Origin of the sequence: Sphingomonas sp. S-NIH.Pt15_0812 (genome assembly GCF_003951315.1) — a bacterium.
Classification (GTDB): domain Bacteria; phylum Pseudomonadota; class Alphaproteobacteria; order Sphingomonadales; family Sphingomonadaceae; genus Sphingomonas.
This window is the reverse complement of the sequence record NZ_QLJH01000008.1, coordinates 41,262-54,097: the sequence shown is the minus strand read 5'-3', so window position 1 is coordinate 54,097 and position 12,836 is coordinate 41,262. Positions and strand designations below refer to the sequence as shown.

General features: G+C 65.3%; 10 protein-coding genes. 7 read left to right on the top strand and 3 right to left on the bottom strand.

Translation table 11 applies throughout. The features are described 5' to 3' along the window. Positions 1-112: 112 nt before the first annotated feature. Positions 113-2,983 carry a TonB-dependent receptor gene (locus BRX43_RS07315; protein ID WP_241214833.1) on the bottom strand — a complete coding sequence of 957 codons (2,871 nt, stop codon included), beginning with the start codon at positions 2,981-2,983 and terminating at the stop codon, positions 113-115. 305 nt (positions 2,984-3,288) lie between these two features. Between BRX43_RS07315 and BRX43_RS07310 the strand changes: the two genes are divergently transcribed. From BRX43_RS07310 to BRX43_RS07295, 4 genes are all read left to right on the top strand, one after another. Then, positions 3,289-4,134, top strand: a complete 846-nt coding sequence (locus BRX43_RS07310) for a transglutaminase-like domain-containing protein (protein ID WP_346962853.1) — start codon at positions 3,289-3,291, stop codon at positions 4,132-4,134. Positions 4,135-4,269: 135 nt separating this feature from the next. After that, a complete protein-coding gene (locus tag BRX43_RS07305) occupies positions 4,270-4,542 on the top strand; it encodes a hypothetical protein (protein WP_125994204.1) in 273 nt (90 codons plus the stop codon). 202 nt (positions 4,543-4,744) lie between these two features. After that, positions 4,745-4,924, top strand: coding sequence for a hypothetical protein (locus tag BRX43_RS07300; RefSeq protein ID WP_125994203.1), 180 nt, complete (start codon positions 4,745-4,747; stop codon positions 4,922-4,924). A 147-nt stretch (positions 4,925-5,071) separates the two neighbouring features. Then, on the top strand, positions 5,072-5,626 hold the full coding sequence (locus BRX43_RS07295; protein ID WP_125994202.1) for a transcriptional regulator: 555 nt from the start codon (positions 5,072-5,074) through the stop codon (positions 5,624-5,626). On the opposite strand, the gene BRX43_RS07290 is transcribed toward BRX43_RS07295, so the two are convergent. Further along, positions 5,623-6,384: a DUF1206 domain-containing protein gene (locus tag BRX43_RS07290; protein ID WP_164523554.1), complete on the bottom strand. Its 762-nt coding sequence runs from the start codon at positions 6,382-6,384 to the stop codon at positions 5,623-5,625. The two genes, BRX43_RS07295 and BRX43_RS07290, sit on opposite strands and share 4 nt — an antisense overlap. A 255-nt stretch (positions 6,385-6,639) precedes the next feature. Here BRX43_RS07290 and BRX43_RS07285 point away from each other — a divergent pair, with 255 nt between their 5' ends. The 3 genes from BRX43_RS07285 (at position 6,640) to BRX43_RS07270 (ending at position 10,914) form a co-directional block, all read left to right on the top strand. Beyond that, positions 6,640-9,321, top strand: coding sequence for a GAF domain-containing protein (locus BRX43_RS07285; RefSeq protein WP_125994200.1), 2,682 nt, complete (start codon positions 6,640-6,642; stop codon positions 9,319-9,321). A 441-nt stretch (positions 9,322-9,762) separates the two neighbouring features. Then, the gene (locus tag BRX43_RS07280) at positions 9,763-10,005 is read left to right on the top strand and encodes a hypothetical protein (protein ID WP_125994199.1); all 243 of its coding nucleotides are present in this window, start codon (positions 9,763-9,765) and stop codon (positions 10,003-10,005) included. Between the two features lie 160 nt (positions 10,006-10,165). Next, positions 10,166-10,914, top strand: a protein-coding gene (locus BRX43_RS07270) for an IS5 family transposase (RefSeq protein ID WP_125994273.1) whose coding sequence is annotated in 2 segments (ribosomal slippage) — positions 10,166-10,502 and positions 10,502-10,914 — 750 coding nt in all. Because the reading frame shifts where the segments join, the coding sequence is not laid out codon by codon here. 21 nt (positions 10,915-10,935) lie between these two features. Here BRX43_RS07270 and BRX43_RS07265 read toward each other — a convergent pair. Next, positions 10,936-12,507 (bottom strand): AAA family ATPase, encoded by a 1,572-nt coding sequence (locus BRX43_RS07265; RefSeq protein ID WP_241214832.1) that lies wholly within the window; start codon positions 12,505-12,507, stop codon positions 10,936-10,938. Between the last annotated feature and the right edge of the window lie 329 nt (positions 12,508-12,836).

Below are 12,836 nucleotides of genomic sequence, written 5' to 3'. Positions count from 1 at the left end.
TGCGCCGGAACACCCAAATTACCGCGCGTGACCGGAGCGGTGTTCGCCGATCGCTTCGGCTCCACCTTGATCCTCCCCGCAGATCGCGCCGAGCGATCTGCGGGGGACTCGGTCAGAAGCCGTAGGATAGTCGAAGATAGCCGAACCGACCTGGGATATCGTAGGTGGTCGGATCGTAATTGTTGAGGCTGCAACTGAAGCAGGCCGGCGGGTCCTTGTCGAAGACATTGTTGACGCCGAGGGTCAGCGCAACCTGCGAATCCAGCCATGCCGGCCGGAACTGAAGCTGCACGTCGCCATAGAGCCGGCTCTTCAGCTCGTTGTTCGCCGCGATCTCCTGCACATTGTCGATATAGCGTCCGGTGACGCTGGCCGTGACCGGTCCGATCGACCAGTCGATCGTACCGAGACCCTTGAAATGCGGATAGGTCTGATCGGGCGAGCCGCGTTCGGTGCCGACATAGTCGGTCGACACGAAGCCGGTGGTGGCGGGCGTGCGCTCGCTATACTTCAGCAGGTAGTTGCCCGAGACGTATAGGCCGAACCGCCCCGCCCCGGTTTCCCCCGACCGGACCGTCAGGGTGGCGTCGATGCCCTTGGTGCGGATGCCGCCGGTGTTGAGCAGCAGGCCGTTGATCGCCGTCACGATACCGCTGGGCGCGCGGCGCACGGCGGCGCAGCTGAGCGTGTCGCCCGTCTGCGCGCAGCGGCTGAGCAACACCTGCGCCGGGATCGAAGCGATCGCGCCGTTCACCTTGATGTCGTAGTAATTCACCTCGAGGCTGAGCGCCGACAGGGTGCCGCCACGCGCCCAACGCGGGCTGTAGACGCCACCGAACAGCAGGGTGCGCGCCGTTTCCGGTTGCAGGTTGCGGTTGCCGCCGGTGAGCACGGGCAGCTGGCCCGATGGTTCGGCATAGCTGCCATTGGCGGGGACGCCATTGGCGATGCAGTTGGCCCGGACGGTCCCGTTCGACTGGAACAGGCCGCCGCTGGCACTGGTGCAGGGGTCGTCGATCGACGCGTCGAAGCGTGATTGGGCGCCGAACAACTCGCCGATCGAGGGCGCGCGCAGCGATTCCGCATATTGCCCGCGCAGGAGCAGGTCGTTGACCGGCTTCCACAAGGCGCCGCCGCTATAGGTCGTATTGCTGCCGAAGGTGGAATAATTGGAATGCCGGACCGCACCGTTCAGCTCCAGCGATGCGATCGCCGGAATGTCGCGCAGCAACGGCAAGCGGACTTCGCCATAGACTTCATCGACGTTGAAGCGGCCGCTGGCGGCTTGCGCGGGGATGTCGGCACCCAGGCCGGCCTGGATGATCGGGTCGGGCGTGAAGCTGCCGAACTGGTAGCGATGCTCATATCCGATCGCGATGCCGACCGGGCCGCCGGGCAGGTCGAACAGCTCGCCGGAGAGGTTGGCGGTATAGTCGTTCAGCACCTGGCGGCTGCGGTCGCGCTCGTCGAAGCCGATATAGCCGAGCATCGCCGGGGTGATCGATCCCACGCCGCCGAAGAAGTTGAACGGTACGCAGTCGCCCGTGCACTGGCTGACCGGCCCGATCGCCCGGGCCAGCCGTGCCGCGTTGATGTTCCCGGTGAACAGCTGCTTGGCGTCGTTATAGCCGATCACCGCGCTGGCGTCCCAATACCAGTTGCGGCCGAACATCTGGAACTTGCCGTCCAGCGTGCCGGTCAGCGACAGGGTATCGACCGTCTGGCTGTAGGTGCGCTGGCCCGCCTCGACGAGGCGGCGGAAGATCGCGGTGTAATTCTGTCCGGGCGTCAGCGTCACGCCGAACGGGTTGTACGGGTTGGTGGCATCGACCGACAGCGTGTCGAGCATATTGCCGTTGCCCACGTCGGGACCGATACCCAGCGGCAGGAACGCCGCCTGGTTCTGCGAATTGCGGCGATTGTACACCGCCTTCACCCGGAGGTTGAGCGCGTCGGAGAATTCGGCCCGCGTGTTGACGAAGCCGCCATAGCGTTCGACCGGCGTCAGGAAATAGTTGAACGGCGCGAAGTTGAACCGGTCCGCCGCCGTGAACGCCTTGAAATCGCCGGTCGCCAGCGTGGGGTCATAGACCGGCCGGCCCGAGGCCACCGGTCCTCGCAGCGTCAGGTTCTGGCCGTTGACGAGGAAGCGGCCGAGCGGCGTGAAGCTGGAACAGCCACCGATCGGGTCCGCGCAGCTGGTCTGGCCGGGATTGGGGAATCGCGAGATGTCACGGTCGGCGGCGCTCACGGAATCCTGTTTGGTGTAATAACCGCCGGCGACGACATGGACGCCCTGGCTCCCGACGCCGTAGCTGAGCTGGTAATCCTGGGTCTTGCCGTCATTGTCGCCGAGATACTGGCCATATTGCGCCGATCCCTTGAAGCCCTTCTGGTTCTGCTTGGTGATGATGTTCACCACGCCGGCGATCGCGTCGGACCCATATTGCGGCGAGGCGCCGGATTGCAGCACCTCGATCCGCTCGATCATCGACGTCGGAATGGAGTTGAGGTCGACGGTCGACGGGATGCCGCTGGCCGAGGCGCCGTTGACGAAGCGGAGGCCGTCGACGAGCACCAGCGTCCGCTTGGGGCCGAGATAGCGCAGGTCGAGCACCGCGGACCCCGCGCCGACGCCGCCCCCGTCCGGCGGATTGCCGAAATTGCCGGAGCTGTTGAACTTGGAATTGAGGCCGCCGGACGAGGCCGGAAGGCGCTGAAGCACGTCGGCGACCGATGCCAGGCCGGTGCGGGCGATCGCGGCATCATCGACGGTCGTGATGGGCGATGGCTGATCTAGGGGATCGCGCCGGATGCGCGAGCCGGTGACGATGATGTCGTCGACCGGGGCCTCGGTCGACGCAGCGGCCGTCGGCGTTTGCGGGTCGGTGGCCAATTGCGCGGCGGCGCCATTCGCCGTCAGCAGCAGTCCGGCGCTCAGCGCCATGCTCGACGAACGTATCATCCAGGTCGTCCAACGCATGATTTCCCCCTTAGCCTGCCGTTGTGCGGCGTTGCACAATTGTTACGGGGAGGCGGATGCGTTTGACTATATGGAACAAGCTGGCCGAGGCCCGCGAAGCTATATTGCTCGACGCCTGTTGTTTTCATACCACATGTCCCATCGAGGGACGGTTGTGCAGGGTCCCGAGCGGTGTCGATCGGGACCATCGTCGGGCACTGGGAGTCGGCGCGACACTCTGCGTGGCGAATGGCAGACTTCCTCTTCCGCCCATGGCCTGTCGCCCGCAGCACCGCCTTCCTCGCTGCGATCCGCTGGGCTCGGGAATGGACACCTTTGCAAGGAGCCGGGCGAACACCATTTCGGACTCCATGAATGATATCGAAGATTTAGGACTGGTCGACGATGGCGACATCGTCCTTGACGAGGCTGCGCTGACGCTGGCGTGGCTCGATCACGACGGAACCGACATCAGCCCCTATGAGGACGTGCTTTCCGATATCGCGTCGCGCCTAGACGAGGTGGGTACCGGAGTGACGGACGCTGCGGCCCGCGCCGCCTGCCTCGCGCAGGTGTTGGCGGAGGAGTTCGGCTTCGTGGGGGACGCGGAAACTTATGACGATCCCGACAATGCCGACCTGATCCGCGTGATCGACCGCCTGCGCGGCCTGCCGATCAGCCTGTCGATCCTGTACGTCGCCGCCGCTCGACGCATCGGCTGGGCTGCCGACATCCTCAACCTGCCGGGGCATGTGCTCGTCATGGTCGGACAGGAGGCCGCTCCCGTGATCATCGACCCGTTCCGTGGAGGCGTGCGCGTTGGTGTCGAACAGATCGCCGCGCTGCTCGCCTCGGCAAAAGGCGGCGTCTCGGCGGCGGTGCGGCACGTGGCGGCCATGCCGAACCGGGCGATCCTCGTTCGGCTGCTGCTCAACCAGGCGACCCGCGCGGAGAAGGCCGGTCGCGGCCGACGGGCGCTGTCGCTCTACAGTCGAATGACGTCGATCGCGCCCGACTATCCGCATCCCTGGTGGGAACGCGCCCGACTGGAGCTTGCCGATGACGACGTGGCGGCCGCACGCGCCAGCCTGACCGCGATGCTGGAGATCACGCGAGAGCCAGTCTTGCGCGAACGGGTCAACAGCACCTTGGATTCGCTTGCCATGCAATAGCAGACGTCCGGCGGCTTCGCTTTCCCAGTGCGTCCGTCGTTTACCGGATGAGGATCCGACCGGGCATCGCGTTTGGCCTTTGGCGCGTGGTGCTTCCGGGCTGGGCGCAAGCCGTGGGGCATACTATGAGCGGTCATGGACTTTGACTATTTACTGACCGGCTTTTTCGGCACGACCGAGCTTGGCGACCTCTCTCCCGACCAACTCGCCTCGGGCATCGAGCGGCTGCAGGTGCAGATCGGGTTGGAGCGGGACGATGGCCGGCGTTTCGGCTTGTGGTGCCTGGCCTATATGCTTGGTGTCGCGCCGGACGTCACTGCGACCTTCGAGGACGAGGACGACCGCAACGCCGCGCGCGACTTCATGGACACGGTCGATCGTGAAATGGATGCCGAGGAGCCGAACTGACGCTCTTGTAATCCCACGATCGCGTCGCCGAGCATGGCCGGTAGGGCCGTCACATGGCGTGACGGGACCAGACCGCCAGGCATGCCGTGACGGCGGCGGACAGCATGGCAGAGGCGAAAATGGCTTGGCTGAGATTTGCGAGCATTACCGGAACCCCTGAATTCGTCCGTGTCGCTAACGTCCGCGCGCTCCGCTAGGATGCATGCAATTGACGGCCCTCGCGACAAAACGACATCGCAAGGCATTGAAATCGTCCGATGCGGGGCCATTTTCCATCCATCGTCAACAACGGAAAGGAGGTGATCGGATGTCTCATTGTCATATGCCGATTGCGGCAACGAAAACGATCATGGCGGCTTCGCTGGAGCATGGCCGGATCTGAACGATTGCCGGCCTCGGTCGACAATGGAAAGGCCGCTCCGCCATGGAGCGGCCTTTCGCTTTTTGGGGCCGGTGCGGGACCCGCCCTATGACTGGTTCGTGCGATTATCGCTCGGCGGATGCGATGGTCCGGGAGGAGATGGATCGGATGAAAGTCTTCCTCGATTTCGAAGCGTCGTCGCTGTCCGGTCAAAGCTACCCGGTGGAAGTGGCCTGGGTGTTCCAGGATGGGCGGACGGAAAGCCATTTGATCAGACCGGCCCCCGGGTGGACGGATTGGAGCCCGGAAGCGGAAGCGATCCATGGCCTCAGCCGCGCGATGCTCGAGGAAGAGGGGCAGCCGCACGAGGTCGTGGCGGCCCGGATGATCGAAGCGTTGAGCGATCATGAACTCTTCGCCAGCGCACCGTCCTGGGATGGCAAATGGCTGAGCGTGCTTCTGCGCGGGGCCGGGCTGCCGCGTCACGCCCTGCGGCTGTGCGACACGGACGAGGCCTTGCGATCCACGGCGACGGATATCCTTCAGGCCGTGATTCCCGGCGTTCGGCTGGATGCGGAGGTTCACGCCCTGGTCTCGGCCGCCAATGCGGCGAGGAGCACCGATCCTGCGCACCGCGCGCTTGCCGATGCATTGGGCGAATATGAGACCTGGTGCCGGGTGCGGCAGGCCGCGCGCGCGGTCCCACGGTCCCCGTCTATCTAGCGCCAGCTGGTCGCCCGCAGGATCGCATCGTCGACCGGCACGTCATGAAGTTGGCGGTAACGGGCCTCGACGAGGCTGAAGAGGCCGAATGCCAGCAACCCGACGCCGATGATGATGTCGAACGGGCTGGTCAGCCATGCCAGCACGCGCGCCATCCCGCCCGCCTCGCTCGCCTGTTCCTCGATCCCGGCGCATGCGAGAAGGTAGCCGCTGATGAGGAACACGATACCGCGCGCCGCATAGCCCGCCCGCCCGCTCCACTGGACCCAGGCCTGTTTCGCGACCGATGGCGCAAGGTAGCGGAGAAAGGAGCCCTTCGCGGCCTTCAAGAGCTGGACCACACCAAGCACGGCCAGGATCGCCGCGCCGAGCAGGACCAGCGCCCAGCCGCCCGGCAACTGCATGGCGGTCCGTGCGCTGTCCTGGGTGCTGTCCCCGGACAGGGCCGCACCGCGCATCAGCTGGATCGACTTGGATGCGAGCAGCAGATGGATGCCGCCGCTGACACCCGCGCCCACCCGTTCCATCACGCCTTTGCGATCTGAGCCATGACGCTCGATGTCGAGGGCGGCATCGGCCAGGCGCCATATGCCGTACCCCATCAGTCCGGCGGCGATCACGAGGAGCAGCACCCGGCCTCCGCCTCGACCAAGATATTCGATCGCTCCACTCGGATCTTCCGCCCGGCCGGTGCGAAGGATGAGCATGGCGATGACGATGTACAGCAGGCCGCGCGTCGCGAAGCCGATCCGGGTCAAAGCCCTAAGGCGCGAATTGGCGGTCATACATCCTCCCTTGTCCGGGCATAACAAGGGCTTCGCTATCTCGTTCCAGCGGTGCAACGGTTTGGGGCATCGTCCGGCACGCCAATGACGGCGTTTAGATGGGGGCGGCGTGGTCGGCGGCCATGGCTGCGTCTGGCATGCTTTAGCCGATGACGTCCTTCCGCTTTGGGACTAAGACGCATCCATCCCGGCCTCCGTTTCGGCAGGTGCATCGAAGGGACCGGAATCATGGATGCTTATCTTGCTCGCAGCCCCAGTGAACCGCTGGAAACCCATGCTGGCGCGGGTGGCGGCATGAGCGAGAGCGAAGCGGCGCTGGCGGCGCAGGTCGCGGCCATGGAACGGTTGCAGGAACTCAGCACGCTGCTGGTCGGCGACGAGGCACCCCAGGCGATTTACGAGGCCATCGTCCACGCCGCCGCGGATCTGGTCGGTTCCGAGATGGCCAGCATCCACATGCTGAACAGGGGCGAGCGTCTGCAACTCCTCGCCCATTCCGGTTTTGATGGGGACGCCGCCTCCCATTGGCAGACGCCAACCGCACCCTCCATCGGCACCTGCGGCACCGCGCTGGCGACCGGGCGGCGGGTCACGGTCCATGATGTCGAACAGGACGCGGTAGCGGTCCCCGGCGATGATCTCATAGCCTATCGCTTGGCGGGTGTTCGTGCCGTGCAGATCACGCCCCTCCTGTCGCGTTCCGGCAAGGCTCTCGGCCTGTTGGCGACCTATTGGGCGCAGCCGCATACGCCATCCGCCCGCGCCCTGAAGCTGTTCGACGTCCTCGCCCGTCAAGCGGCGGACGCGATCGAGCGCATCCTGTCCCAGGCCGCGCTCCGGGAAAGCGAGGCGCGGCAGGCTTTCCTCCTGGCGCTATCGGACGAACTGCGATCGCTCAAGACCCCGACGGATATCGCCTCCGCCGCCGTACAGCGGCTGGGCGAGCGGTTCGGGTTGAGCCGCGTCTTCTATGCCGAATATTTCGGCACCGTGATGCGGGTCGAGCGCGATTTCACCAACGGCGTGGATTCGATCGCGGGGGAACATGATCTCGCGGCGTTCGGACCCGACCTGCTCAATGCCTATCGCGCTCATCGGGTGGTGAAGACGGACGATGTCGGCATCGATCCACGCTTCAATGACCAGGCGCGGGCCGGATTGGCGGCGAGGCAGGTCGGGGCCTATCTTGATGTGGTCCTTTATGAGGAAGGGCATTGGGTCAGCCTGCTCGCCCTGCAAAGCGCGACGCCTCGTCGCTGGTCGTGCTCGGAAGAGGGATTGTTCCGGGAGGTCGGCGAACGGGTCAAGGTCGCCATCGAACGCGCGCGGGCCGAGGATAACCTCCGCGAGCTGAACGAGACGCTCGAAGCGCGGGTGGCCGGGCAAATGGCGGAGCGTAATGTGTTCGCGACGCTGTTCGAGATCACCGATGTCATGATCATGGCCGTCGACCTCGACTATGTCATCACCGCGATCAACAAGGCCAATGCCGATGAGTTCGAGCGCATTTACGGCGTGCGTCCGGGCGTCGGCGACAATATGCTCGATCTTCTCGCCGACCGACCGCTGGAACAGGCCCAGGTCCGGGCCGGATGGGCACGAGGCCTATCCGGCGAGGAGGTGACGTTCGTCGAGGAGTTCGGCGATCCGGAACGCGTTCGTCCCTATTACGAGATCAAGTTCCGTACGCTTCGCGACGATGCCGGAAAACCGATCGGCACCTATCAGTTCGTCACCGACGTGACCCAGCGGTTGCGCGATCAGGCGCAGTTGCAGGAGACGCAGGAAGCGCTGCGCCAGAGCCAGAAGCTGGAGGCGATGGGCAGCCTGACCGGCGGTGTGGCGCATGACTTCAACAATCTGCTGACGCCCATCATCGGCTCGCTCGACATGCTGGTGCGCAAGGGTGTCGGCAGCGAGCGCGAGCGGCGCCTCATCGACGGCGCATTGCAGTCGGCGGAACGCGCCAAGACGCTCGTGCAGCGGTTGCTCGCCTTCGCCCGTCGACAGCCCCTCCAGCCGACGGCGGTCGACGTATCGCGGCTCATCGAAGGAATGTCGGGCCTGATCGGCGTGACATTGGGGGCGTCGATCGAAATCCAGCTCGATCTCCCCGACCTGCCGCCCGTCAAGGCCGATGCCAACCAGCTTGAGATGGCGTTGCTCAATCTGGCGGTCAACGCCCGCGACGCCATGCCTCGGGGAGGGCGGTTCACCATCACGGCCACCCGCGCCAGCGTGCAGGAGGGCGGCTGCGATGGTGCGCCCGGCCGCGGCCATTATGTCCGCCTCAGCGTTCGCGACACCGGGACCGGCATGGACGCCGAGGTGCGGCGGCGCGCCGTCGAGCCCTTCTTCTCCACCAAGGGCATCGGCAAGGGCACGGGGCTTGGCCTGTCGATGGTCCATGGTCTGGCGGCCCAACTCGGCGGCGGTCTCACGATCGACAGCGAACCCGGCCTCGGAACCTCGATCGACCTGTGGCTTCCCATCAGCGCGACTCTGCCGAGCGATCAGGATGCCATGCTCCTGGTATCGCCAAGCGGCGCAGGGCGTGGGGTGGCCCTGCTTGTCGACGATGAGGAACTGGTCCGCATCAGCACCGCCCATATGCTGTCCGGGCTTGGCTTCGAGGTGGTGGAGGCCGCATCGGGCAAGGCGGCGCTGAGCCTGTTGGAGGGCGGCGTCCAACCCGATATCCTCGTCACCGATCACCTGATGCCGGGTCTGACCGGCGCGGAGCTGGCGCGAACCGCGCGGACGATGCATCCGGCGCTGCCGGTGCTCGTCGTTTCCGGCTACGCGGAACTGGAAGGGATCGCGCCGGACCTGCCCCGGTTGTGCAAGCCCTTCCGGAACGCAGAACTGGCGGCGAGCCTTGCCAGCCTGACTCCCGGCATGTTCACATAATGGGTCCCAATCGGGGCGGGTGTTTGGCGCTGGTGTCGATCAAACATGGTCGTGATGCCGAAACTTCAGCCAATTCCTTGTGAACCCATTGTCGTCGCAAATCTGCGCGAACCCTTTTTATTGGGCTCCACATGGTGGGAGTGCGTCCGCAAAGCCATGCTCGCTCATTCCAGCCATTTCGGACGTCCCGTATGAGCTGTTCGGAATGGCACGCGAGATGGCGGCAAAATTTCCGTCCCTCATGGATTCTATAATCTCGATCAGCTATGGCTGCACTGCCCAGCGATTCACGGGAAGGAGGGCGACGATGACCGATCAGATCATGCCCACCCGTGGAGCACCCCTTTCCGGTGGCCTTCTCCGCCACTGACGCTTTCGGTCGTACGCGACGCCGACACCGACCATCGCTGATGGAAGGACCGCGCGCCGACGCGTGGGTATATGTCCATGATCGAAGACGAATATGATGCCGAGGATCGGCTTCCGCGCGCCTCCGTGGTGCGTCGGGTCCTGGCGTTCACCTTGCGGCTGTGGGGGCGGATGCCAAGGCTGACGGCCGGATGTGCGGCGGCGATGCTGCTCGCGACCCTGACCGAGGTGTTCGTGCCGCTCTACGCCGGCACCATGATCGACGCGGTGAGTGGCGGTAAGGCTATCGCACGCCAGTCGGCGAGCGCGGTGTGAAACTGGAGGGGGGGGGGAGCGTCAGCGGGTCGCGATCGCGCGCGCCTTCCTGGCCGATGCCCCGGTACTGATCCTGGGGCCGATCGACATTCAAGATTCCCAAAGCTGCTGAATGCTGGTTCATAGGCGTCCGTGTCGAGGCGCGGAGCAAGCGATGGGGATCAAGCGGTACGAGTTGAGCGAGGCGCAGTGGCAGCGGATCGCGTCGTTGTTGCCGGGCAAGGTGGCTGATCCGGGACGGACAGGTGGAGACAACCGCTTGTTTGTAGATGGGTGTTCGTGGGTGCTGCGCTCGGGTGCGCATTGGTGCGGCCTGCCCGAGCGTTATGGCAAGTGGAAGACGGTGCATCGCCGTTTCAGCCGCTGGTGCCATGCGGGCGTCTGGGAGCGGGCGTTCGAGGCGCTGGCGGCCGACCACGACAATCAGTACCTCATGATCGACAGCACTATCGTCCGCGCGCACAGCCAGGCAGCGACCGGAAAAGGGGGGCCAAGGATCAGGCGCTGGGGCGTTCCCGAGGCGGACTGACGACCAGGATCCCTATGCTTGCCGACACCCTCGGTCGGCCCCTGCGCTTGCTCGTCACGCCGGGGGAGGCCAGCGACATCGGCTCGGCACCCGCTCTGCTCGATGGCCGGCGCGCCAAAGCGGTACTCGCCGACAAAGCCTATGACAGCGACGACTTGCGCGAACAGATCGCGGCCATGGACGCCGAGGTAGTGATCCCGTCAAAGCGCAGCCGCAAGATCGCCATCCCGCATGATCCCGGCATCTACAAGCATCGAAACCAGATCGAGCGATGCTTCGGACGCCTCGAGCATTTCCGCCGTTTCGCGACCCGCTATGACCGCCGCATCATCCACTTCACCGGCTTCGTACACTTCGCCGCCGCCATGATATGGCTATGATGAATGTCGATCCGGCCTAGATCATACAGCGATATTTTCTCGCGGAGGGCCGATCGGTAATCGGCGACCTGGCCGCCCAGATGGCGGTCGGCCAGCTGGTTCATCGGCCTGCGTGCGCAAGGTGGCGACGGCTTCGGCGCCGATCTGTCGTCCGAGCGCCTGATCGCCGGATATCTGTTCACCCAGCGCTCGCGCTTCGACCAGATCATGGTGTATCGCGCCGATCGCCGCCGCATCGGGCAGGTCACCGGGCGGCGGTGGCTGGTCGAGCAGCGCGATCCGTTCGCCCGCTTCCTTGCGTGCCGCGCGTAGCCGGATGATCGCGGCATCGTCAAACTCGGGTTCGTGCGAGGCGATGACGTCGATCGCATCGGGCAGCCAATCCGCCAGCTCTCCCGCCCCAATCACCCGTCGTGCGGCATCGGCGGGTTCGATCGCGGCACCGTTGATGGTCGCGCCGGTCATGGCCTGTCGACCGATATCCTCCTCCTGTCGGTCGGTGGTGGCGAGCTGACGATGGATCGCCTCGATCCGGGCATCGAGCACCGCGATCTGCTGCGCCGCCTCGGTCGGGCGGGTGCGGTGCAGCCGGTCGGCGATGATGTCGACGGATTCCTGGAATTGCTTCAGTCCGTCGCGATCGCTGTCGAGAAGGCTGACAGCAAGCGGGCGAACGGCGGCGGGGAGCTTGTCGCGCAGCACCTTCAGCGCGGGTGCCTTTTGCGAAGTAACGAGGACCCGTTTGCCGAGCGCCAGATAGTGACTGATGATATTGGCGATGGTGTGGGTTTTGCCGGTGCCCGGCGGCCCCTGCACGACCACCCCTGGCCGAGTAGCAAGGCGTTGGATCACTTCCACCTGTTCGCGATTGAACGGCATAGGGATGAACAGATCATGGCCCGATCCGTCCGAGGATGTGACGCCCGGCACCGTCGAGACGCCGCGATAGCTGGGATAGGCCTCCGTCGTCGCGCTGTCAGCGGGTGGTTGTAACAGGACACGGACGGCAGGTGGCAGGGCTTCTGGATCGTCGATCGTGCTGAGGGCGGCCCTGTACCGACGCAGGTCGTCCATCAACTGCGTCGCTTGCCGCGTACGTTCGATCAGGATCCAGCCGCCATCGACCTGCAGGGTCTCTCCGGTTGGTGGGTGGCGTTCGCCCAGATCGGGCAGATAATGCCCGTCGGGATCGAGCAGCGCGACCGCGCGGCGTAGCGGTGGTGCAAAGCTTTCAGCATCGAAAGGCGTCAGGCCTTCGCCCTCCATTGCGTCGAGATAGCGCTGCGTGCCGGCCTGCCACTCGTCGACCGAAGGCGCGTCGAGCGCGTCGAGCGCGTCGAGCGGGGCGGTCTCGATCCCCGGTGGGGCTTCGCTACGCGGGCGAATGTCAATGCGGTGCGTGACCTCGTCGAGCGTCAGTTCGACGGGGACAGTCAGCAGCGGGTGGTGCAGCCGCCCGAACGGCTGGGTCCAGCGCGCGACGCCGATGCCCCATACCAGTTCGACCGGCTGCTCCGACCCGCCGTCCAGCGTCTGGCGAAGCGCGAACAGGCTGTTGTAGAGGTCGATCGCTTGGCGGCGGGGCCGCTCCATCCAGCGCCCAGGCGGACCAGATTTCGCGTTTATAGCCCTCCAGTGTCGCGTTCAATCGCGCGGCTTCAGGGTGACCGATCAGTGCCAGGCTGGGCGTTTCGATCCGGTCGCGTAGTGCGTCGTCGAGCATTTCTCGAGGCAGTTCGCGGCGTAGACTTGGCGCCTGCGTTACATCGTCGCGCAGGTCGATCCAGCGCCGCAATTCTGGGTCGCTTGGCACCGGTGGCGGGCGGCGGACGAGGCGGTCGACGCTCAACCAGCGATGATCGTCGCCGTCGCGCACGTTGACCAAGACGCCGGGAAGAAGGATGATATCCTCACCCGATCGC

Bases quoted from the DNA above. Each gene is read 5' to 3' on its own strand.
- BRX43_RS07315 (WP_241214833.1), bottom strand. From the start codon at position 2,983: ATGCGTTGGACGACCTGGATGATACGTTCGTCGAGCATGGCGCTGAGC.
- BRX43_RS07310 (WP_346962853.1), top strand. From the start codon at position 3,289: ATGGACACCTTTGCAAGGAGCCGGGCGAACACCATTTCGGACTCCATG.
- BRX43_RS07305 (WP_125994204.1), top strand. From the start codon at position 4,270: ATGGACTTTGACTATTTACTGACCGGCTTTTTCGGCACGACCGAGCTT.
- BRX43_RS07300 (WP_125994203.1), top strand. From the start codon at position 4,745: ATGCAATTGACGGCCCTCGCGACAAAACGACATCGCAAGGCATTGAAA.
- BRX43_RS07295 (WP_125994202.1), top strand. From the start codon at position 5,072: ATGAAAGTCTTCCTCGATTTCGAAGCGTCGTCGCTGTCCGGTCAAAGC.
- BRX43_RS07285 (WP_125994200.1), top strand. From the start codon at position 6,640: ATGGATGCTTATCTTGCTCGCAGCCCCAGTGAACCGCTGGAAACCCAT.
- BRX43_RS07280 (WP_125994199.1), top strand. From the start codon at position 9,763: ATGTCCATGATCGAAGACGAATATGATGCCGAGGATCGGCTTCCGCGC.
- BRX43_RS07265 (WP_241214832.1), bottom strand. From the start codon at position 12,507: ATGGAGCGGCCCCGCCGCCAAGCGATCGACCTCTACAACAGCCTGTTC.